Origin of the sequence: Romboutsia lituseburensis DSM 797, assembly GCF_900103615.1 — a bacterium.
In the GTDB taxonomy this organism is placed as follows: domain Bacteria; phylum Bacillota; class Clostridia; order Peptostreptococcales; family Peptostreptococcaceae; genus Romboutsia_F; species Romboutsia_F lituseburensis.
Window position 1 is genome coordinate 411,969 of sequence record NZ_FNGW01000004.1, and the last position, 21,694, is coordinate 433,662.

The window sequence follows — 21,694 nt, forward strand, 5'->3', positions numbered from 1 at the left end:
TTCTAAAGAGAAAGTGAGAGTTTTTTAATGAATAATGAACTTAAAAATATTGCGACTATTAATATAGCTGATACTAAATTCAGCGAGAGAAATGAAGGGGTAATTATAGTAAATTCATTTGATAATGCTGAAATAGGATTATGTATTTCAGAAAAATATAATGGAGATCCTCAATTATGGTTTGATGTTGATGAAGCTCTAAAAATTATTTCGTCACTTGAAATTGCTATTAAAGAGATTAAAGATAAAAATCATTAAAATTAAATGGAAAGTGAGATTTCTTAGATGAACAATAAAGTTAAAATTATTATAAATATTAATATAGATAAAACTGAATTTGATGAGGAAAATCAAGGGGTAGTTGAAACTAAAACTTTTAATAACAATAAAATTGGATTAAAGGTTTCACAAATAGATAATGGAAGTGCTGAATTATGGTTTGGTGTTGATGAAGCACAGCAAATTATTTCTGCTCTTCAATTGGCTATTAAAGATATAAAAGATAATAAATAATATTAATAAAGTTCAATAGGTTAAGTTACTTATTGGACTTTGTTTTATATTTAATTATAAGAATGATGAAAGAAGAACCGAAAAAACACTAAATGGGATAAAATATTGTCATACAAAACAATTATTAAGGATAAATAGTATTTGTAATTTCTTAAATAGAATTAGGAGAAAATAAAAAATGGATAAATTTATAGATGGATTCAGATTTTTTGAACATGAAAATATGATAGTAATAGAGCAAGATAGAACAAATGAATATGTTGATTATATAAATAAAAATAATATAAAAAAATTAATGATAAGCGAATTATATTATTTTTCAAATGAGATTAATTTCCTAGAAAAATGCAAGAATGTAGAAGGTGTACATATAATTGCTAATAGAATTAGTGACTTTTCGCCCCTATATAACTTAAGAAATCTTAAAAGTTTATATGTTGATGAGCCGACTGTAGAACTTAATATTTCTCTAATTAAAAACTTAGAGTATTTTAATATAAATGATGCTAAATATCTTAAAGGATTAAATGAATGTAAGAAGTTAAAGACGCTTTTAATATCAAAGTATAAACCTAAAAGTAAGAATCTTGAAGAACTTCACCAAGTATCAAATTTAGAAGATTTACAAATATTTCAAACTCAGATAATATCCTTAAATGGAATAGAAAAATTCACTAAATTAAAGGAACTTGAAATTTATAGGGCACCTAAATTGGAAAGTATTGAAGCGATTGAAAAAGTATCTAAAACACTTAAATTGCTAAGTTTTGATTGCTGCAAAAAAATTAAAAATCATAATTATGTATCTCGTTTAAAGGAAATAGAACTAATTGCTTTTATAAATTGTGGGGAAATTCAAAATATAAAATTTATAAAAGATTTACCAAAGTTAGATACATTTAGCTTTACAGATACTAATATAGTTGATGGAGATTTATCACCATGTATAGGACTTGAATATTCAGGATTTTCTAATAAAAAGCATTACTCTCATACATTTAAAGAATTAAATGATGAAAAGTATTGGTAACATCAACTTTAAATTTAAATCATAAGAAACATAAATAATATATTTTATAAATGAGGTAAAGAAATCCACTGCAAGTATTGTAGTGGGTTTTTGTTTGAAAAAAATTAGCATATTATCAGTATAGACCTCAAAGTACATAAATGAATTTAACTATAATTTTGGTTACGATTCATTAGGAAATAACACAACAGTAGCAGTTGGAAATCAAAACTTAATAACTAATACTTACGAAGCAAGAAGTAGTAAACTTCTAGAATCAAAATATGGAAACAACCAAAAAGTAAGTTCTGTATACGATAATGAAGACAGAGTAATATCTGAAAAGTATACAAATGCATCAAATGTAACTCAAGAGAGACATAAATATTCATATGATGCAAGTGGAAACTTAGGATATCATGAGGACTTAGTAAATAAAGTAAACTACAGATACATATATGATTTATCAGATAGGTTAGTAAAAATAAAAGAATCTAATGGAAATGAAATATTATACAACTACGATGCAAATAGCAATCACAACAAAGTTACAGAAAAAGTAAACAACAACACATATGTAACAAGTTACGCATATGACAAAGATGATAGACCAACAAGTGTTACAACACCTAAAAATAAAAATGTAAATTATAACTATGACAAAATAGGAAGAGTATCAAGTAACACAATAAGTACAGGGCTAATACCATATAGCACTAAGTATTCATATGTAAATGGAATAGATGGGTCAACAACAAACAAGATATCATCTATTGAAAATGGAGGAAAGAAAATTTCCTACACATATGATAAAAACGGTAATATAGAAACTATAACTGAAAACTCAAAAACAATAAAATATTACTACAATGAATTAAATGAACTTAAAAAAGAAGAACACAGAAATAGTAGTGGAGCACTTGAAAAAACTATAAAGTATTACTATGATGGTGGAGGAAACTTACTAAAAAGAGAGCTGTATAAAGGCGAATCTACAACTCCTACAGTAATATCTACATCTAAACCAATTGATAATAATTGGAAAGATAAATTTACAGGATTTAATACAAGAAGTATAGGAATTGATGAAATAGGTAATCCAATAGCTTGGGAGAAATGGGTTACTAATACTGATGGTGAAATTCTAGATATAGATGGTAACGTAGATAAAGATGGAGAAAATCCACTTTATGAACAATGGGAATTTGAATGGGAAGAAGGAAGACAGCTATCAAAGATATCTAGAAGCGGAAAAAGTCTATATGACATAGAATATAAATATGATGATGATGGAATAAGAACAGAAAAGACAGTAAATGGAGTTACAACAAAGTACCATGTAGTAGATGGTAATGTAACATTTGAAACTAATGGAACAGATAAAATCTATTACACTTATGATAGTGAAAATAAGCTTGTAAGTATAGAGTTAAATGGAGTAGAATATTACTACGTAAGAAATGCTCAAGGAGATATAATATCTCTAATAGATAGTTCAGGTGATGAAGTTGTATCTTATACTTATGATACATGGGGTAGGCTATTATCAATAGATGGAAAGTTAAAAGATAGTTTAGGAGTAAAGAACCCATATAGATATAGAGGGTATAGATACGATAATGAAACAGAGTTTTATTACTTGCAAAGTAGATACTACAACCCAGAGTGGGGAAGATTTCTAAATGCAGATGGTATAGTTGGAGAAACAGGAGAACTGTTATCTCACAATATGTTTGCATATTGCAACAATAATCCAGTAAATCGTGAAGACCCAACTGGATTCAAAAGTAAAGTCATAGCACAAGGATTTTATAAGAATGTTAATAAGCTAACGATTAACCTTCCAAAGAGTATACGTGAAATAGCAAATGGAAAATCAAAAAAAGATAAATATGGATATGGAATAGGAGGCGGATTTGAAGCTGGATTAGTCAAAGTAGGTACGAAAAATTGGAGTATTAAAGGTCCTAGTATCACGGCAGGAACATCTCTGTATACAAAAGAACAATCATTATATGGGAGAGTATCTTTAGCTGAAATTAGTGTATCTAAAAGTTTTCGCCTTAAAAAAATAGGGAAAACTGTTACAATAGGAGGTACTTTAACTTTAGGCAGTCTAGGAGCTACATATGGTAGGAAGAAAGGGAAGAAACTTACCTGGGGTAGTCATTATGGTGCAGGCTTTGAGGCTACATATGGAATAAAATAAAATATATATTATAAAAATGCTAACTTAACTTAATATTAAAATAAGAAAGGATTACATTAATGGAGCTAGTTATAGAAAAAAAGCAGTTAAAAAAATATAAGCTTGAAACACGGAAGCATGAATTTAAGATATACTCAGATGAAGAACTTATATATACAGCTAAAAGAAGTAGAATGAGACCTATTATTGAAGGAATGACAAAAATATATTTATATGACAAATATGAAAATAAAATATGTTTTATTAAACAAGAAGGTTGGTTACAACGCATCCTAATTAATATTCCAATTATAGGTTCGTTTTTGTTCGCAATGTGTCCATATATTTTTTATAAAGATGAAGTTAGACAAGGATACTTAAAGTGGCAAGGTGGAAAAGTAAATACTGCAAATGCTGTTGGTGAAATAAATAATGATAAATATAAAATACATGATGATGGAAGAAACATATTTATTGATTGTAATGGAAAACAAGTAGCACACATAATTAGAGATAAATTTATGCCATATGAGGATGGCAAGTACAAGTTGTTCTTAGATGAAGATTTTGATAAGGAAATAGCAATAATGTGTACAATTTTTATAGATATAGATTTTAGTGAGACTCGTAGTATATTCTACAATTTCTAAAAATACAGTATATGATATGTAAGTTTTATTATTATAAATTTTATTAATACCTAGAGATATACATATATTTTTTATTACTAATGAAATAATATTAATTTTAAAACTTAATTATTAAAGTAATATCAATATATTGAGGAAAGTAAAAAGTGACAAAATAACTCTAAATATAGTGTCTGTATTAAAGAGGTAAATTATAGACTACATAAATTATATATAGTCTAGGTGTAAAACTAGCCATAGCAAGGGACTTATAATACTTTGGACTAGACATAAAGTGGAGGATAAAATATATGAAAAAATATTTAGTAATATTTTTAATGACAATTTGTACTATATTTATGTTAGGCTGTGATATGCAACTTATGTATGTAACTGAATCAGACGATGATTATTGGTATAGTGAATACAAGCTTTTTAATGGCTCAGATTCAAAAACAATTAATGTAGATAAAGATCAAGTTGTCAAATTTGATGTTGTTTCAGAAAAAGGTAATTTAAATTTATCAATTAAAGATGAAAATGGAGAAACATGTTTTAATAAAAATAATATTGAGACATCATCATTTGAATTTACACCTAAAAAAAATGGTAAATACGAAATTAGCGTTGATGCTAAAAAACATAAAGGTGGATTTTATGTATTATGGGGACAAGATGATTCTAACTAATACCCTTATATAATCTTGAATTTAGTTTCAAGAATTATTTATAAAATTACAATGTATATTTAAAGAAAAAATTATTGAGTAAGATGATTTTAAGGAAAAATGAACAAAGTTCAATATAAAATTATACTAAATACTTACAATAATTCACAACCTTGCCTTAATAATTTAAGTATGACAATATTATTTAATTATAGTATCTGTAAATTTTAGTCAAAAACTAAATTATTGTAATTTTAAATAAAACATAATAAAAAAAATTTAGGAGAGTATAAAGACTTTGAAAAAAGTATTTATACTACAACAAAATCTTGACTGTAGATAGGTTTGTGTAAAAATAAACTTACCTACAGTCTTTTTTTCATGCAAAACTGGTAAATTTAATAGTAATATAACTACAATGTAAATTCAGCATACTTTGATGGACTACAATTATACAAAGAAGAATTTGATGAAAGTTATCAATACGATTTAAATGGCAATGTAAATTATAATTATGACAAAATAGGAAGATTATCGAGTAACACAATAAGTATAGGATTAATACCATACATTACTAAGTATTCATATTTAAACGGAAGAGTAATATAAATAATAAATAGATTTGATCATGTAGAATTATTCTTAGAATATATATATTATGATATAATCATAATACAGTTAAATAAAGGATGTGATGAGATGAGAGGATTATTAGATCCTAAGATGGATTTTGTGTTTAAAAATATATTTGGAAATGAAAAGAACCCTAAAATACTAATATCATTTTTAAATGCAACTCTAAAGCCTCAATATTTAATTCATTTCATAGAAATTCCTAAATTAGAAGAAGGAAGTGACGAAAAGGACATGCTTGTCAACTGGGTTGAGTTTTTAAGAGACCCAGAAAGTGAAAGAGTTAGAAGTTTAGAAATGAATATAGAAGAAATTAGGCAAGCAAAAGATGAACTTATTAAAATGAGTAATGATGATACTCAACGCCAAATTTATGAAATGAGAGCTAAAACTTTAAAAGATAAAGTAAGTGCTTTAAATGAGGCTGAGAGAAAAGGTATTGAAAAGGGAATTGAAAAAGGTGAAAAAAATAAAGCTATAGAAATAGCAAAATCATTGCTAGATGTGTTAGATTTAGAAACTATAGCATTAAAGACAGGATTATCTGAAGATGAAATAACTAATTTGAAGTAGTATAGCTATTGATATAAAATTATAAAAAATACATTTAGGCAGTCATCGAATATGGTGGCTGCCTAAATATGTTTTTTGATACGATATATAGTTTTATTTAACTATACTGAAAGGAATTAAAAATTATAATACTGGAATTGTAGGAGTTGGAGCACTACAAACTATCCTTGAAGCAGTAGATAACTTTACAGGTTCTGTAGAAGATACAGTTTATAGAAAAGGTAATGACTATGATACATATAAAAGTGAGTGCAAGAGTAACAGTAAAGTCCATGGAAATATTTAGAAATTAACAGTTGAAAATAAAAATATTTATATAAATTTATGAGTAGAATTTAAATTAAAAAATGAGATAATTAGTTATAAAAGTAGTGATCAAGGGTATATAAGACTTAAGTAAATAAAAAGCCGTAGTTTAAGATAAATATAGTTATAAAATAAGGGGCATTGAGTTATTTCAATGAGTAAGAAGGGATGAATATATTTACATGATAATAAAACAAATTGATATTACAAGTAAAATGGGATTGCAATTGTCTATGGAAGAAGATTTATTTATTGTTAAGTTATATGAAGATAGTTTATCTGGATACAAAGAAAATGTTGTATACAAGTGTAAGGTTAGTGATTCAAGTATGGAAGAAATGATTAATCATATAAATAAAACTCATAAGATAATAATGCAACAACAATAATTAAGCTTTAATGCAAATAAAAAAGCTATAGTTTAGGGGGACTATAGCTCCAATAGGGGAGGTAGAATTTTACTTTCCGATCATATATATTAAGTAATTCTTGATTAACCCATCTTAGGTAAATTTAGTATATGAATTAAAATTGTATCTATTTATTGAAAAGTGTTATATAATAATATTTGTAGCAATACAAAATTAAATCAAGATTAAATCTTGAATAGGTTAATTAGGAGTATATAAATGAATAACGGAATAGTAAAATGGTTCAACAATGAAAAAGGATTTGGTTTTATAACAGTAGATGGTGGAGAAGATGTATTTGCACATTTCTCAGCAATACAAACTGATGGATTCAAATCATTAGAAGAAGGTCAAAAAGTAAGCTTTAATATAGTTAAAGGTGCTAGAGGACCTCAAGCAGAAAACATAACTATATTATAATATAGATGGATTCATAAAAAGACACTTTTTAGTGTCTTTTTATTACAAGTAAATTATGATACTTGAAAATCTATGTAAAACTTGTGTATGTAAGTAATATCAACGTATTTTACAAAGTAACATAAATTAAATTTGACATAATATCATATAACTGATATAGTAATAGATGTAGCAAATAATATCGCGGAGTGGAGCAGTTGGCAGCTCGTTGGGCTCATAACCCAAAGGTCGCAGGTTCGAGTCCTGCCTCCGCAACCAATTATTTATATAAAAAAAGTTCTTATATCTAAAGATATAAGAACTTTTTTTATATAAATAATAAAATTTAAGGATACATGAAGAAAGAAATCACTTAGATTGGTTTCTTTTAACCACATTAATGCAAGTAGATAATACGTCACTAAAGGATCAAGAAGATAAAATAAAAATATATGCTAAGCCTAACATATCATAGAATTTGTTAGGCTTATATTAATACTATAAGATAAAAAATTTCAAACTATATATAATATCATTAATCTATAGTTTTTCAGATGAAGTTGTAATATATAAATAGAAGGAGAGAATTAATGAAGACAAATGTAAATGTTGAATTTAATATTGTAGGTGATTATTTTAATCCTGATGTAGTTACTCAAATATTAAATTTAGAGCCAACAGACTCTTATATCAAAGGAGATAAGGGAAGATATACAACTAGAAAGGAAACTTGTTGGAGTATAGAAACTGGATATTATGAATCATTTGATATATCACAGCAGATTAATTTGATGCTTAAAACTATTTCAGAAAAAAAAGAAATACTAAAAAAGTTAAGGACACAGATTGACGTTGAATATTTATTTATGATTGTTATTAAGATTGAAGATAACAGAGGACCTGCTATGATATTTGAGTCTCCAATTATTGAATTTGCTAATTATATAGGAGCTGAAATCCACGTAGATTATTATATAAATTAGTACTAAGGGATAAACTTTGGTGTAAGATTAATGGAGACTCATGCTTTATTCATTTTGGGTATGATTATTATATGTACTTTGGAAACAAAAACAATCCTGAAAATGCACTAAAAAAGATTAGGGAATTAGGTTTATTTGTAGAATGCATAGAGTCTCCATACATCTAGTTTTACTGCACTATATTGAAAGGAATTAAAAATATTAAGGTTTTAATTAATACAAATATGAAAAGTTTAGATGACTTTAAATTTAAAATATAGGAGATAGTGTTCGGCAATGAAAATAAAATGTACAAGTACAAATGGTTATACATTCACCCCAAGAAGTATTAGAAAATATGGCACAGATATGAAAACTGATCATCAGCAAATTACACTAGATAAAATATATAACGTATACGGAATAAGCCTTTATGAAGAAGGTTTAGATTATTTAATATATGATGATTATGATATGGCTAGCTGGTATTGTGCTGAATTATTTGAGGTAGTAGACCATAAGATGCCTAATACCTGGCATCATAGATATTTTGGGATTAGTGATGAAATAAGTCTATCAGCTATTTGGGGATATCATGAATTAGTTTTTTCAGTAGAACATTACAATGGATTATTAGAACAAGAGCGAGAAGATGTATATCTATTTTATAAAAGAAAAAAAGAGATTGATTTAATAAGCATTTATAATATTGAAAATTATGAAAATGAAATAAGAAAGAAACTTGCTAATTATACGAAAAATTTAATAAGTGAATTGAGAGATATATGTTCATATAAACTTTATCCAGAGGTTGGATTGTTAAAATTTTGTGCATCCATACAGTCTTGGGATTTGAATTTAATGGTATATTCAATGAATAGTGAAGTGGATAAGGTATTTAATGAGTATGATAAGGATAGTCTTTTTTATGAAAGTAAGGAAATTTTTAAAGAGCTAGAATATTATCAGATTGAAGAATCACAAGAAGATTTATTTTTTAATTTTTATGAAAAAAATTATGAAATATTAGAAGCACTTGAGAAAAAAATTATACTTGAATGGTTTTTATCTTGTTGGGAACAATCAGGTGGATTAAGTTTAAAATTTCCTGTATATTTCTTATTTAATGATGATATAAAATATTACAATATTCAAAACTCAAAATGGATAAAGAACAATTGTAAATGTAACTGATAAAAATGAAATAAACTATTTGTTTGAAGAATGGTTTAACGTATTAATAAAAAAATTTTAATTAGAAAAGGGAAGTTATATGGAAATTAAACACTTATTATTGGAAGTATATTGCGATTGTGAAGTTTCAAAAGGTGATATTAAACCAACATACTGTTTAAATGGGCTTAACAATCCAGGAAGCCATTGTTTTGAAAATGAATGTAAGTTTTTTAGCTATACTAATGCGCAAAATGAAATAGCTTATGTGGGTATAAATGGCTTAGTAGAACAATTTGATGATTGTATAGGTTTTGGGGGAGAAATGGAACCAGAACTTAATGATGTAGAGCTACGAAAGCTTTTAGTATCTAAATGGAAAAATATATGCAAAAACAAAATAGATGAAGCCTATGATGAATATATGAATATAAAAAATACAATCACTAAAGAGTAATTACATTACAATAATGAAATGAAAAATAATGAAGAATTTGATTATGTAGCAAAATATGATTTTGAAACATTTAGTAATGAAGATAAATGGAAAGTTAAATAAATAGTATAAAGAATTAAAGATATAAGCCTAACATATCATAGAATTTGTTAGGCTTATATTAATACTACGAAGTAAGAAATTTCAAAGGAGATATAATACAATTAATAGATCGTTCTACAAATGAAGTTGCACCTTATACTTATGATACATGGGGTAGACTACTATCAATAGATATAGGCTACTATAAATCGGAAAGATTAAAGGATGGATGAAATATGAAAATTAAAATAGAGTTATATGGAGAAATGTATGAACAAAAATGTAACTTATACTATAAAGAACAAATTTTGTACAGTGGATATGTAGATAATCTAGTAACATCTGTAAATGGATATTTAGAGCTAAAGCTAAATTATGGAACAAATATTACAACACCTACAATTATAAAAAGATTAGGAAATATAATTTTGTGGATTCCTACAGATAACATAAAGTTAAATGAAAAATATTTAAATGTTATAATCTCAATAGAGGAAATGGCAGAAATATGGAAAATGCTAGGGTATGAATTAAAAGATGATATGTATTTAATAAATTATGCTACTAATAAAGATTTAAAAGCATTATGGGTTGCCAATAGTGGTATTAGATTATATATAGAAAATACTAGTGAAGCTTTAAAAATAATTGAAAATAATAGTATTGGATTTAATGATGATTCTAAGGAAGTACATGATTATATCAACTATTTAATCAAAGAAGATTGGGATGAATTAGAAGTGAACTTTATTAATAAAATAGATTTACCCAAAGATAAATTAGTGATCTATATTGACTATCTAAATATACTTACCGAGTGGATACCATTAGTTAATGAAGAAAAACACTACGATGTTATTAACTTAGGAAGCAACTACATTATTAAGTTTATTGGCCAATAGTATTAGAAAAAATATACCAAGTTTATGGACAAGAAAGTCTTTTGATAATAATGATCCTATAGCTTTAGAGGAGTTTGAAAAAGCTGAAAGAGAAATATTAACTCAATCGTAACTTTTAATGGTGAATTAATAGAATATAGTATAAAAAGTTCTAGGGTTTTCAATCTTAGAACTTTTTTTTATTAAAGAACAAAATAATAATGTAGAAAAATGTAAAAAATATTAGAATATAATTAAAAATATGGTAAAATTATAAAAATAAATATAAAATTATTTTTAATAATCAAAAAATAATTTTAGGTAGATTAGGAGATTAAATGGAAATTAATTTTGAAGTAACAAAAGAGGATTATATTAAATTTGAATTATATAACCTTAGTAATTCACCATATCATAAGAGAGATATAAAGTTAAATAAATATGGAATGCCAATAGGTTTTTTATGTATTAATATGATGATGCAAACTAGTGTTGAAGACATTATTATAGCTACTACAATTGAAGCGTTTATATGGCTTGTAATTTATCCTAAGGCTAATAAACTTTTAACCAAAAGAGAAATTGAAAATGTGATAAAAGAAGGCGATAGCACAGAACTATTTGGAAGTAAGAGAATTATTATTGATGAGGAGTCGATAACTATATTTAATAAATCTTCCACAGAAAGAGTATTAAAAAGTGCTATAAAAGATGTAAAAATATATGATGACATAATAGTTATATACACAAGTTTATTGACAGCTTATATTGTACCAACTAGATATTTAGAGGGTGATTTAAAAGCAGATTTTATAAAACAAGTTAGTAAAATAGATAATTTCAATAAATAATGAAAAAAAGAGGAGCAATTAAAAAGTGAAGAATCAATCACCTACTGTAGAACAAGTAAAAGAAATTCTCAACATTGTAAAAGAGAATACATTGAAAGAAGTATTACATATTAGTGCAATTAAGGAAAATACATCTCTATATGACAGTAAATTTGGAGGAGTTCCTTATTTGCCAAAGTGTAGTGGATTACCAGTAAATGAAGATGGACAACAATTGAGATTATTATCTCAAATAAATTTTGAAGATTTGCCAGATAATAATATTTTTCCTAATGAAGGAATCTTACAATTTTATGTAAATGATATATATAATATGGATCTTGATAATCAAACTAAACAAGATAATTTTAGGGTTATTTATTATGAAAATATAGATTTATCGATAAAAGAAGATGATGTTATTAAAAAAATAGATGACTTCGAATCATGGAATGAAGATGAAGAATTTCCAATTCAAGATGAATATAAATTAGAATTTGAGATTGCCAAAGAAGGTATTACTATTCAAGATTATAATTTTGATAAACTATTCAATAATGAATGTAATAAATCATTTATAAATACTATAGATGACGAAGTTATGGATGAAATATATGATGATGACGATGAACAAAAAGATGGCTGCACTCAACATAAACTAGGTGGATATCCATTCTTTGCTCAGCAAGATCCAAGAGAAGGTGAAAAGTCTTTAAGGAGATTTGATACACTTTTACTTCAAATAGATACTGAAGAAGATGAAGGTATTGTATGGGGAGACTGCGGTATTTGTAATTTCTTTATAAACAGTGAAGATCTGAAAAATAAAGATTTTAGTAACGTATTATTTAACTGGGATTGTTATTAAGGATTTCAGTGTAAATAATTTTTACATATTACTAATTAAAATATATAATAATTTATCAGAATAGATTTTTATAAAAAATATTACTGAACTTGATAATTTCAGTAATATTTTTTTATGTATCAGTAAATTTTGATTACACAAAAAATAAGAATTAGTCCATTTGAATATTCGCTATATAAAGGAGAAATCAAAAGTGATAAAAAGAAGAAAAAGACCTAAAGATGGAGATATTTTTACAATAGAGATAAAAGAAGGATTGTACTCATATGGACAGGTAATAGATAAAGAATATAACCTATATCTAATATATGATATATTAGGTGATGAAAATAAATCTATAGAAGAAGTAATAAAAAGCCCCAAAATGCTTTTAACAAGAAGTTTTAATTATTCATTTAGAGATGGGGATTGGAAGATAGTAGGTAATGCTCAAATTCCAGAAGACTTGAATATACCTATGTTTAAAATGGGGGTAGATAGTAAATATCATGTAGTAAACTACAAATGGGATGTAATAAGAAAAGCAACTAGAGAAGAGGGATATTTATTACATTATGTAGATGAAATATCACCTGGTGGTTTGGAAGAAGCTATAATGGCTAAATATGAAATGGCTGAGTGGAACTATAATTATGATTATATGCTATATCCACCTAAGTATGGAATAACTTATAAAGATGTTCTACAAATGTCAGAGTCTGATAAATATCGTTATTTTAATACAACAGTAGCTTACTATGAAGAGCTATGGGGCCTTTATGACGATGGATGGGCTACAATAGAAGGTGATGAAGGCGTGACTATACCACTTTGGCCTGATAAGCAGTATGCAGATATATGTGCTAAGGGAGACTGGGAAACATATACAGCTAAAAGGATAGATTTATATGAGTTCTTAAATAAATGGGTACCTGAAATGGAAAAGGATAATATTAAACCAGCAGTATTTTGGGTAAACGAAGAAGCTGTAATAGTAGATGCAGATTTTCTCCAAGGTACTTTAATACTCTCGTTAGAAGAATATTAATAAAATAGAAGGGGACAGGAGTATGAATGAGTATAATTAAATTTTAATTCAAAAAACAATATATGATTCAATAGCCATTATGTTTTTTATAGCAATTGCAATTGTATTATTTTATGGAAAAGACACTATTAAATCTATCAATTTTTTAGTAGATCAAAATATATAATTCTTGGCGAACATGTTTTTTCACTGAATGTAAAAACATTAGAATCAGCTTGTTAGAAACATTAGATATAAATAGGGCGGTGAATTAATGTTATTTAGAGTATTTGAATATTCAAAGAATCAACATGAAGCAAAGTTGATATTTGAACATATTATTAGTGAAATTCAAAATAGTATAATAAGTAAAGAATATAAAAAAATTGAACCATATTGGAAGGTTGAAGGAATTCATATCGTAGAAGTATTAATTAAACTTGATAAAAGTTTTAATAAAAATCAGCATGAAGAATTTCTTCGAAGTATTTCAGATAAGTGGATATCATATGGAGATCCTGTGAATGAAATAATTGCATCTGAAACAACAGAAGGTTGTAATTATATTAAAAAAGACGTAAGTATGATTAATATATTTTATTAATATTTAAGTAAATTAATTAAAGTAGAATAAGTAGAGGATTAATTATAATGAATGATAAGATACAAAAAATAAATTGGAAAAGAGAGCAGCTATGGAAAGGGTGTATGTTAGCGACAATTGCTCATGCAATTATGGTAGCTCATTATCCAGAGATATCAAATGAACATTCATGGGATGGAATGAATTATAGTGTTCAAGACAGTGAAGGAAGTAGAGGAACTATAACATTCCATCCTGAAATTTGTGTAGGAGCTTTTCGAAATGATAATAGTGATAGATTAAATTCAATAGATAATTGTAGACAATTTAGAAAATACTTTGAAGGAGCGCCTAAAGAAATAATAAATATAAGTGAAGAAGAAGCATTGCAATATTTATTAGACGATATAGATGGAGATACATTACCTCTGATAACTACAGCTTTTTGGGTAGTAGATAACGAATTTTATACAATAGACTCATTTAAAGATATGTACAATAATGGTGGATTTTTATTAGAAAGACAACTTATGGATATTGATATAGCAATAAAATCATGGATAGAGTATTATGATATGTCTTTAAAACAAGGAGAGTTATTAAAAATAATTTTTAATAAAAAAATTAATCAAAGAACAGAACGAATTATATTAATCAAAGATGAAATAAAATTAATAGGAACTAATGATAGACAAGGATTAAGAGAAAGTAGAATTTCATTTAAAGAAATCGGTATAACTTTCAAAAAAAGTTGGAATGAATTTTTAAATTTATAGTTTTATAGTAAGTTATTATATCTATTTTATTTGTAGGGTATTTAGATAAATTAGCTAAAGAATTAATTCAAGCCTATTAAAATTAAGAATTTGAGGTCAATAAATGCACAGAAAATTAATAGAAAAAAACTATATTTACATTTGTAAGTACTTTGAATGGGAAGAGAAAATAAAAGAAGAAATAATAAATAACTCTAATGACGTATTAGTAGTTGAAATAGAGTGTGAAAATTGTAAAGATAAACAAAGTTTAATGGTAGAAATCGCTAATAAATTAAATTTTCCTAGTTACTTTTCATACAACTGGGATTCTCTTGATGAATGTTTAAATGATTTAGAATGGATTGAATTTAGTAGTTTAATTATTGTACTAAGAGATACTGAATACTTATTAGCAAATGAAATTTATAATTTAGGATACTTCTATGATATTATTTCAGATTCATTAATTGAATGGAATGAAGGTAGAAATTGCAATGACTATAAAACTCTTTCAAAGATATATTGCGTACTTTCTACTGTAGAAAATCTAAATTTATTAGAAAAAGAGCTTAAAAAATGTGATATACAAAAATACATATAAATAAATTAAAACATATCTATTATAATTAGGAGACTAACAAAAATGTTAAGTAAAAAAATGAAACAGTTTACTATAGTTGATATTATAGAAAGGCAAATGCAATTTACAAAATCAAATACTGTATTTGATAAAATAGACTTTAAGTATAACGATGAAGGTGAGTTATTAGCTTACAATGAGATGCTTGAAGATATTAAAATAATGAATGAGGATGATTTTAAAAATAAGTACATTAAAATAATTGATGATATAGGAACACATTTTGATAAGATGAATGAACAGGTTAACAGTATTGAAATTTTAAACAAAAATAAAAATGAAGTAGATAAAATATGTGGATATAACAATGCTATAGTATTAATTTTAAGATGTATAAATCCAAGTTTTTATTATGCAGAATATAGAAATTGGATTCCAACAAATACGATAAATAAAAAAATGAAAGATATTACTATGATTGATATTATAGAAAGACAAATACAATTTGTAAAAGATAATATTATATTTGATAAGCACTATAATGCAGGTGAGCAATTAGGTTACAAAGATATTCTTAAAGATATTAAAATAATGAATGAGGATGATTTTGCAAATAAGTATTTTAATATAGTCAAGAATTTAAGGATAAAGTTTAATAATGAAGAAATTTTAAATCAAGATGATGCAGACAAAATGAGTGGGTATGATGAAAGTATAGCATTAATTTTAACATATATGGACCCTATGTACGAACATGATCTACCAATGTGTTTATATGATTTAACACCACAGGATAATTAGTTTTTAATTTATATCGAAATTTAACATATGCAGGTATAAATAATCTATCAAAAATAACATCTAATTACATAAATAAAAAATAAGTTGGGAGATTAAAATGAAATTAAAAGTATACAACTCATGGTATTTGTTAGAAGATTACGACAATATAGATAATATACTAAGCTCTGAAGATGACTACAATATATTGAATTTTGAGAAAGAGAAATATTTAGAGAATAACTCAAATATAATTGACTGTTTTTTAGAAAATAGTGACAGGCTGCTATTTTGCATAATAGAAGAACAGTTAAATTGTTTAAGTGAAAAAGATAAAAAATTCATAAAAGAAAGAACTATTTGTGTTAATAATGAATGGGGTTATAACATACCAAAGCCTAAACATGAAATACCAAAAATAAGATGGTATGAAGCATTAAATAAATCAGATACCATACAGATACTAAGAGATGATTGGCAATTTACATGCGCTATAGTACATAAAAATCGTGAAATTAGTGATGCAAAATATATATTAAATGTAGATGAAGGTGATGAGTGTAATATCTTACATATAAACGAAGGAATAAATGGTGATTTTTTTAATGTAGTTTTACCAAAGTTAAAGATATTACTAGAAGACCAGCTACAAGTAATTGATGAGAGATAGATTAGTGGAAAAACTTTAAATTTGGATGTCTTCATAATCTTTACAAAAGTTTTAATAATCCATAAAGAAAGGAATTAATAAATATGTCATTTTTAGGACCACATACTGGAAATATCAATAAACCATATAGTTATCTTTTCGGACCACACTGGAAGGATAAAAAAGGGTATAGAGTTGTAGAAGGAATTGATAAATATAATCACAAATTTGGAGGTAATGATTGGAACGTACCTGTATGCAAATTATGCAATGAACCAATGCACCAAATTTTTACATTTGATTTAGAAGATCCTAAATTAAATGACATTAATATAGAAGGTATAACGGAAATACCATTAGTATCATGTTTAAATTGTTCTACATCTTGGGATACTCAGGTGTTTAAATTAAATCCACAAAATAAATCAATTGAAATTATTAGTCAAGATGACATTGAAAATTGGACACAAGATGATGAGGATAAGATACCATCTCCATTACCAAATATAAAAATGTCGCTTAAAGAAATGACACAAGATGATATACCAATAAATATTATCAAATATGAAAACGCAATAGAATTATTTGGAACTGAATATTTATGTAGGATTTTAGGAGCTCCGTTATATGCACAAGAGCCCTTGGATAGAGAATGTCCGGTTTGCAAAAAAGAAATGAATTATATTGCAACTGTATCTGGAGAAAGTTATTATAATTCATTTAATCTTATAAAAGAAGTAGATTTTACTATTGGAGAAATGTATTTATATTTCACGATATGTAAAGAATGTCTAACTATAAAAGTGGAGTGTCAAGGAACATAGTATTATGTAGAAGAGAAATTATTATATAAGATAGAAGGTGGAGGTTTTATTCCAGCAGAAATTTGTGATGCAGATTATAAAAGTAAAGAAATAAGTATATATGATATATTTGTGCCATAAATTTAATTATTTTATATTTTTAATAACCCATATAAATAACTTGATATATAAAATGTAGATTTTGATTTTTTTATATAATTTATTTTATGGAAAAGATATTTTAGAAGGAGAAATTATGAAAAATAGTAACTATAATAGTTTGTTACCAGAAGAATTAATAAAGCGCTCATACAACCTTGAATCTATAGGTATATCCGAAATAGCATGGAAAAGCGAGGATATTATTAAAGTTATTGACTTCTTAGTAGACAAAAAATATGTGATTCTTGGAGGGGATGTTTATTCACTGAATGGAAATATATTAGAGTCAACTTATGATAGTTGGTATATAGACGGGTCAGTAAATCAGAGTTTGCTTGAAGACAGTAGAAAAAAAGCTTGTGAATACATTAATAAATATGTGAAGAATAATGGTAATTATTATATTTATAGTGTAGTGTGTCAACTTGTTTAGCAAAAACAACATCTAATACATAAAGAGAAAATAAGCTAGGAGATAATTAAATGTTAAGACAAAATATAGATAGTATTTTAGAAAATTGGATAAAAGAAATATCAAGTAAAGAGATATTGCCTGAAGGCATTCAAGCATTAAATTTTGGAATATTTGAGTCAGAAAATGGATATACAGTTTATTTAACTGGTTCAAATGAGTATGATGCTGAGGATGATGATTGGGCGTGCAATGAGGATTTTGTTCCAAATAATAGGTATTTAGAGTTTGATCAAAAAGAAGTTAGTATGCTTGATTGGGAAGAGTTTTTAAACCTTATAGTGGATTCTTTAAGCAATATTATAAGCTTAGAGAATTATAGTGAATATAAAATATTAAATATAGCTAATATCACATCAGGATTTGATGATGGAGATTTAGTTAAATTAAAATAGATTTTATATAGATAAAATAATTTAATAGATATAGCCTAGCAGGTAAAATTACTTGTTAGGCTTATTTTTTAGATAAAAATATCAAAGTGAAAATTAATAAATCTTATTAGAAAGTTAGATAAGAAAAATTTAATATCATAAATAATACTATTAATATAAATGGTATGAATGTAGCTGGGAAACCTTTATACCAATCTTTTTCATATATAAACCAAGTTATTAAAAGATTAATAATAACTCCTAAAAGTATTAAACACATTGAATAAAATAGTATTTCAATACTACTTGAAAATTTGTAGATACTAGATACCAATATTGTATAAAATAAGAAATCTCCAAATCCTAATGTTGGAACTGGTTTATTTGATTTGAATGAAGTCCCGTAAACTATAAGTTTAATTGTTAAGTTTTTATTTTTCATTACTTTTGCATTTGTAGTCTTTGATCCGATTTTTGTAAAACTAATAACGTCAAACACAGATAGTCCTAATCCAAATCCAATTAGCGCTGAAAAAGATAACATTTTACCAATCAAAACTCCTATAAAAATGATGCTTGTTAGGCATATCCAACTATTAATTGCCAATTTATTTTTATCTTCTTCTATATAAGGCTTTTTAATGTAGTTTAATATAAAAATAATCCCTAGCATAGAAACAGACATTAAAAAATAGTTATTTGGTATATTAGTTGCTATAAAATATATAATAGCTAATGAAAAAATAGTTATTATAACTGTATGTATAATTGATTCCACTGCTCTTTCTTTTAAATCTTCCACAATATTCCCCTCCCTTTTAATTCCCATATATTAAATATTATATACTATCCCATATATTAACAACAAATTATGTACATTGCATAACTTTTAATTTTAAATTGAGCATACCAGCGTTTATGTAATTGACAATAAATTAGTAAAAATAATGCTATAATAAAAACAAGTACGTAATTGTTATATGATGCGAAGTAGAGCGTGTATATATAATAATAGATATACAGGGGAATTATAGGAGGTATTGGTTAAGTATAAATGATTTAAAGATGCATATATAGAAAAAGGCTAGTCATAGGGCTAGCCTTTTTCTATATATTTAACTATTTATCTCTTTCTCAAATATAATTTGATAACAATAAGGAGCAGCAACACCTGGGGCAGCAAATCCTGTATTTTCATTAGCCGGAATAATAACCTGCTTTAATCTCCATCCATTTTTAGATTCTTTATTTATAACACTTTTACAATCTTCAAACGTATCTCCAGATTTAACTTTAAACCCTTTTTTTAATGGTACTTCTATAAACTTATATTCATACATAGTAAATCGTCCCCCTGTTAATGTGATATATTTATATCTCTATATTACATATATATCACATCAACTTTTGGATTATGACTAAAATATAAATAGATGCACCAATGATATATAATTAATTTTTTTAACTAACCTAAATTCTTTTTTATACAAACTAAATACATTGGTATTATGAATAATATATATAATATAAGTGATAGTATAGAAAGGGGAAAGTTTATATGGAGAATATTAGATTAGAAATACCAAGCATAAAATATGAAAAGAGTTTTTTAGAGTATATTAATGACTACAAGATATCAGGAGATAAAGAGTACATGTATGTCTATAGAGATGCTTATAAAGATTTTAAACAATATGTGAGTAAACTTAATAATAATGCTAAAGGCATTGATCTTCCTGAAGGTTATGTACCTTGTTCTAGTTTTTGGTTAGTAAATGATAAAGAGCAAGTTCTAGGATCTATTAGAATTAGACATGGTAATATCCCTTTTGATGGTAATATAGGATATGATATTGCTCCAAAATATAGAGGTAATGGATATGGAAATAAAATACTAGAGTTAGCGCTACCTTATGCAAAGGAAATTGGGCTTGATAAAGTTGTGTTAAATTGTGCTAAAGCTAATATACGTTCTGAAAAAGTTATTTTAAATAATAATGGAATATTCTTTAAAAGTCATGAAAAAGACGGTAATTTGTATAATCAATTTGAAATTAAACTTTAGATATTATTTTAGAATTATAATTATACGCCATAGACAGTTTTCACTGTACCTCACAATAGTTTCATATATATTTCAGTCACTAGGGAGATAAGTCTGAGCTGTTGGGAGCGACCCTAAGCTTCTTACCCCAGTACAAAGTACCATATCCTACATGAGAATGATTACTCATAAATTTAACCTAACTTTCAGAAGTCTATATCGTCTCTATTTGTCATAAGGCTACTTTAACATAGTTCTTGTGTTATACGCAGATTTCTCTGTTTCAAGACAAATGGCTTTGTTTGGTATTTCCAATGTCATATAAGGTACCACACTTATACCCCGTTGGATTATTCCTCACTGAGGCGTCTATTACAGCCACCACAAGGCTACTACCTTTATATGCACTAAAGCTTGGCAAACCAACTTATTCTTTTGGCTTTTACCATTCATTATGATTTTCACAAATCATAAAAGGAATAGAATTTTCAAAGTATCCTTATAAATTCTTCCCGGCACCATCAGCTCTCAGCAGGTTGTCACCCATCTTCACTGAGTTTCTATGACGCATAACTATAACTCAAAAAAAATATTAAAATAGTACATACTATTTTAATATTTTTATTATAACCATATACTTTTTATTTGTCCACTAAAACATATGTTTTAATGCACATTTTTAAGAATAGTAGATTTTAATAGTTTTAGGCTACTTAAAAATTAGATATGCGTATTTCCTATGTATTAGATAAGGTGCTTGTAACTTGCGATTGTAACAATATAGTAAGGATTATCTTAATTACTCACTTTTACCTAAAAATAAACAATAAAGATGTAGAGGATTTAATGACATTTAGTTACAATTTATTATCAATACCGATTATCGTTTGACTAGAGAAAATT

General features: G+C 26.0%; 27 protein-coding genes and 1 tRNA gene. 26 read left to right on the forward strand and 2 right to left on the reverse strand.

Going from position 1 to position 21,694, the window contains the following annotated elements:
- Positions 1 to 27 precede the first annotated feature (27 nt).
- The 25 genes from BLP75_RS10255 (at position 28) to BLP75_RS10375 (ending at position 18,768) form a co-directional block, all read left to right on the forward strand.
- The gene (locus tag BLP75_RS10255) at positions 28 to 258 is read left to right on the forward strand and encodes a hypothetical protein (protein WP_092725825.1); all 231 of its coding nucleotides are present in this window, start codon (positions 28 to 30) and stop codon (positions 256 to 258) included.
- 27 nt (positions 259 to 285) lie between these two features.
- A complete protein-coding gene (locus tag BLP75_RS10260; protein WP_092725827.1) occupies positions 286 to 513 on the forward strand; it encodes a hypothetical protein in 228 nt (75 codons plus the stop codon).
- A 178-nt stretch (positions 514 to 691) separates the two neighbouring features.
- Positions 692 to 1,543 (forward strand): leucine-rich repeat domain-containing protein, encoded by an 852-nt coding sequence (locus BLP75_RS10265; protein ID WP_092725828.1) that lies wholly within the window; start codon positions 692 to 694, stop codon positions 1,541 to 1,543.
- Positions 1,544 to 2,672: 1,129 nt separating this feature from the next.
- A complete protein-coding gene (locus BLP75_RS18570; protein ID WP_482211627.1) occupies positions 2,673 to 3,731 on the forward strand; it encodes an RHS repeat domain-containing protein in 1,059 nt (352 codons plus the stop codon).
- A gap of 59 nt (positions 3,732 to 3,790) precedes the next feature.
- A complete protein-coding gene (locus BLP75_RS10275; RefSeq protein WP_092725831.1) occupies positions 3,791 to 4,360 on the forward strand; it encodes a hypothetical protein in 570 nt (189 codons plus the stop codon).
- A gap of 290 nt (positions 4,361 to 4,650) precedes the next feature.
- A complete protein-coding gene (locus BLP75_RS10280) occupies positions 4,651 to 5,028 on the forward strand; it encodes a hypothetical protein (protein WP_092725833.1) in 378 nt (125 codons plus the stop codon).
- Positions 5,029 to 5,706: 678 nt separating this feature from the next.
- Positions 5,707 to 6,213, forward strand: a complete 507-nt coding sequence (locus BLP75_RS10285; protein ID WP_092725835.1) for an Rpn family recombination-promoting nuclease/putative transposase — start codon at positions 5,707 to 5,709, stop codon at positions 6,211 to 6,213.
- Positions 6,214 to 6,701: 488 nt separating this feature from the next.
- Complete coding sequence (locus tag BLP75_RS10290) at positions 6,702 to 6,908, forward strand: hypothetical protein (RefSeq protein ID WP_092725837.1); 207 nt, start codon at positions 6,702 to 6,704, stop codon at positions 6,906 to 6,908.
- Positions 6,909 to 7,148: 240 nt separating this feature from the next.
- Positions 7,149 to 7,349, forward strand: coding sequence for a cold-shock protein (locus BLP75_RS10295; RefSeq protein ID WP_021124347.1), 201 nt, complete (start codon positions 7,149 to 7,151; stop codon positions 7,347 to 7,349).
- Positions 7,350 to 7,531: 182 nt separating this feature from the next.
- Positions 7,532 to 7,607 (forward strand) — tRNA-Met (locus BLP75_RS10300).
- 311 nt (positions 7,608 to 7,918) lie between these two features.
- Entirely contained in the window at positions 7,919 to 8,311 is a 393-nt protein-coding gene (locus tag BLP75_RS10305) for a DUF4279 domain-containing protein (RefSeq protein WP_092725839.1), read from the forward strand.
- Positions 8,312 to 8,587: 276 nt separating this feature from the next.
- On the forward strand, positions 8,588 to 9,484 hold the full coding sequence (locus BLP75_RS10310) for a hypothetical protein (RefSeq protein ID WP_092725841.1): 897 nt from the start codon (positions 8,588 to 8,590) through the stop codon (positions 9,482 to 9,484).
- Between the two features lie 79 nt (positions 9,485 to 9,563).
- On the forward strand, positions 9,564 to 9,920 hold the full coding sequence (locus BLP75_RS10315; RefSeq protein WP_092725842.1) for a hypothetical protein: 357 nt from the start codon (positions 9,564 to 9,566) through the stop codon (positions 9,918 to 9,920).
- A gap of 317 nt (positions 9,921 to 10,237) precedes the next feature.
- Positions 10,238 to 10,903 carry a hypothetical protein gene (locus BLP75_RS10320; protein WP_092725844.1) on the forward strand — a complete coding sequence of 222 codons (666 nt, stop codon included), beginning with the start codon at positions 10,238 to 10,240 and terminating at the stop codon, positions 10,901 to 10,903.
- A gap of 317 nt (positions 10,904 to 11,220) precedes the next feature.
- The gene (locus tag BLP75_RS10325) at positions 11,221 to 11,733 is read left to right on the forward strand and encodes a YcxB family protein (protein WP_092725846.1); all 513 of its coding nucleotides are present in this window, start codon (positions 11,221 to 11,223) and stop codon (positions 11,731 to 11,733) included.
- A 25-nt stretch (positions 11,734 to 11,758) separates the two neighbouring features.
- On the forward strand, positions 11,759 to 12,580 hold the full coding sequence (locus BLP75_RS10330; RefSeq protein ID WP_092725848.1) for a YwqG family protein: 822 nt from the start codon (positions 11,759 to 11,761) through the stop codon (positions 12,578 to 12,580).
- Between the two features lie 193 nt (positions 12,581 to 12,773).
- Positions 12,774 to 13,607 carry a DUF2750 domain-containing protein gene (locus BLP75_RS10335; protein WP_170139068.1) on the forward strand — a complete coding sequence of 278 codons (834 nt, stop codon included), beginning with the start codon at positions 12,774 to 12,776 and terminating at the stop codon, positions 13,605 to 13,607.
- Between the two features lie 253 nt (positions 13,608 to 13,860).
- Positions 13,861 to 14,190 (forward strand): hypothetical protein, encoded by a 330-nt coding sequence (locus tag BLP75_RS10340; RefSeq protein ID WP_092725852.1) that lies wholly within the window; start codon positions 13,861 to 13,863, stop codon positions 14,188 to 14,190.
- A gap of 47 nt (positions 14,191 to 14,237) precedes the next feature.
- Positions 14,238 to 14,945, forward strand: a complete 708-nt coding sequence (locus BLP75_RS10345) for a hypothetical protein (protein WP_092725854.1) — start codon at positions 14,238 to 14,240, stop codon at positions 14,943 to 14,945.
- Positions 14,946 to 15,048: 103 nt separating this feature from the next.
- On the forward strand, positions 15,049 to 15,528 hold the full coding sequence (locus BLP75_RS10350; RefSeq protein ID WP_092725856.1) for a barstar family protein: 480 nt from the start codon (positions 15,049 to 15,051) through the stop codon (positions 15,526 to 15,528).
- A gap of 42 nt (positions 15,529 to 15,570) precedes the next feature.
- Positions 15,571 to 16,308, forward strand: coding sequence for a hypothetical protein (locus BLP75_RS18290; RefSeq protein WP_207645430.1), 738 nt, complete (start codon positions 15,571 to 15,573; stop codon positions 16,306 to 16,308).
- 97 nt (positions 16,309 to 16,405) lie between these two features.
- Positions 16,406 to 16,957 carry a hypothetical protein gene (locus BLP75_RS10360; RefSeq protein ID WP_092725858.1) on the forward strand — a complete coding sequence of 184 codons (552 nt, stop codon included), beginning with the start codon at positions 16,406 to 16,408 and terminating at the stop codon, positions 16,955 to 16,957.
- 83 nt (positions 16,958 to 17,040) lie between these two features.
- Positions 17,041 to 17,760: a hypothetical protein gene (locus BLP75_RS10365; protein WP_092725860.1), complete on the forward strand. Its 720-nt coding sequence runs from the start codon at positions 17,041 to 17,043 to the stop codon at positions 17,758 to 17,760.
- Between the two features lie 235 nt (positions 17,761 to 17,995).
- The gene (gene imm40, locus BLP75_RS10370) at positions 17,996 to 18,334 is read left to right on the forward strand and encodes an Imm40 family immunity protein (RefSeq protein WP_092725862.1); all 339 of its coding nucleotides are present in this window, start codon (positions 17,996 to 17,998) and stop codon (positions 18,332 to 18,334) included.
- A 50-nt stretch (positions 18,335 to 18,384) separates the two neighbouring features.
- Positions 18,385 to 18,768 (forward strand): hypothetical protein, encoded by a 384-nt coding sequence (locus BLP75_RS10375; protein WP_207645431.1) that lies wholly within the window; start codon positions 18,385 to 18,387, stop codon positions 18,766 to 18,768.
- A 106-nt stretch (positions 18,769 to 18,874) separates the two neighbouring features.
- Here the strand turns inward: BLP75_RS10375 and BLP75_RS10380 are convergent, their stop codons facing one another.
- The gene (locus BLP75_RS10380) at positions 18,875 to 19,549 is read right to left on the reverse strand and encodes a hypothetical protein (protein WP_092725863.1); all 675 of its coding nucleotides are present in this window, start codon (positions 19,547 to 19,549) and stop codon (positions 18,875 to 18,877) included.
- 313 nt (positions 19,550 to 19,862) lie between these two features.
- Positions 19,863 to 20,087 (reverse strand): DUF4177 domain-containing protein, encoded by a 225-nt coding sequence (locus tag BLP75_RS10385; protein ID WP_092725865.1) that lies wholly within the window; start codon positions 20,085 to 20,087, stop codon positions 19,863 to 19,865.
- Between the two features lie 218 nt (positions 20,088 to 20,305).
- On the opposite strand from BLP75_RS10385, the gene BLP75_RS10390 reads away from it, so the two are divergent.
- A complete protein-coding gene (locus tag BLP75_RS10390; protein WP_092725866.1) occupies positions 20,306 to 20,812 on the forward strand; it encodes a GNAT family N-acetyltransferase in 507 nt (168 codons plus the stop codon).
- The last annotated feature ends 882 nt before the right edge of the window (positions 20,813 to 21,694 follow it).

Coding starts and splice junctions, on each gene's coding strand:
- BLP75_RS10290 (WP_092725837.1), top strand. CDS start 6,702: ATGATAATAAAACAAATTGATATTACAAGTAAAATGGGATTGCAATTG.
- BLP75_RS10285 (WP_092725835.1), top strand. CDS start 5,707: ATGAGAGGATTATTAGATCCTAAGATGGATTTTGTGTTTAAAAATATA.
- BLP75_RS10320 (WP_092725844.1), top strand. CDS start 10,238: ATGAAAATTAAAATAGAGTTATATGGAGAAATGTATGAACAAAAATGT.
- BLP75_RS10295 (WP_021124347.1), top strand. CDS start 7,149: ATGAATAACGGAATAGTAAAATGGTTCAACAATGAAAAAGGATTTGGT.
- BLP75_RS10345 (WP_092725854.1), top strand. CDS start 14,238: ATGAATGATAAGATACAAAAAATAAATTGGAAAAGAGAGCAGCTATGG.
- imm40 (WP_092725862.1), top strand. CDS start 17,996: ATGAAAAATAGTAACTATAATAGTTTGTTACCAGAAGAATTAATAAAG.
- BLP75_RS10280 (WP_092725833.1), top strand. CDS start 4,651: ATGAAAAAATATTTAGTAATATTTTTAATGACAATTTGTACTATATTT.
- BLP75_RS18290 (WP_207645430.1), top strand. CDS start 15,571: ATGTTAAGTAAAAAAATGAAACAGTTTACTATAGTTGATATTATAGAA.
- BLP75_RS10360 (WP_092725858.1), top strand. CDS start 16,406: ATGAAATTAAAAGTATACAACTCATGGTATTTGTTAGAAGATTACGAC.
- BLP75_RS10265 (WP_092725828.1), top strand. CDS start 692: ATGGATAAATTTATAGATGGATTCAGATTTTTTGAACATGAAAATATG.
- BLP75_RS10390 (WP_092725866.1), top strand. CDS start 20,306: ATGGAGAATATTAGATTAGAAATACCAAGCATAAAATATGAAAAGAGT.
- BLP75_RS10305 (WP_092725839.1), top strand. CDS start 7,919: ATGAAGACAAATGTAAATGTTGAATTTAATATTGTAGGTGATTATTTT.
- BLP75_RS10375 (WP_207645431.1), top strand. CDS start 18,385: ATGTTAAGACAAAATATAGATAGTATTTTAGAAAATTGGATAAAAGAA.
- BLP75_RS10255 (WP_092725825.1), top strand. CDS start 28: ATGAATAATGAACTTAAAAATATTGCGACTATTAATATAGCTGATACT.
- BLP75_RS10365 (WP_092725860.1), top strand. CDS start 17,041: ATGTCATTTTTAGGACCACATACTGGAAATATCAATAAACCATATAGT.
- BLP75_RS10260 (WP_092725827.1), top strand. CDS start 286: ATGAACAATAAAGTTAAAATTATTATAAATATTAATATAGATAAAACT.
- BLP75_RS10385 (WP_092725865.1), bottom strand. CDS start 20,087: ATGTATGAATATAAGTTTATAGAAGTACCATTAAAAAAAGGGTTTAAA.
- BLP75_RS10350 (WP_092725856.1), top strand. CDS start 15,049: ATGCACAGAAAATTAATAGAAAAAAACTATATTTACATTTGTAAGTAC.
- BLP75_RS10315 (WP_092725842.1), top strand. CDS start 9,564: ATGGAAATTAAACACTTATTATTGGAAGTATATTGCGATTGTGAAGTT.
- BLP75_RS10340 (WP_092725852.1), top strand. CDS start 13,861: ATGTTATTTAGAGTATTTGAATATTCAAAGAATCAACATGAAGCAAAG.
- BLP75_RS10275 (WP_092725831.1), top strand. CDS start 3,791: ATGGAGCTAGTTATAGAAAAAAAGCAGTTAAAAAAATATAAGCTTGAA.
- BLP75_RS10325 (WP_092725846.1), top strand. CDS start 11,221: ATGGAAATTAATTTTGAAGTAACAAAAGAGGATTATATTAAATTTGAA.
- BLP75_RS10310 (WP_092725841.1), top strand. CDS start 8,588: ATGAAAATAAAATGTACAAGTACAAATGGTTATACATTCACCCCAAGA.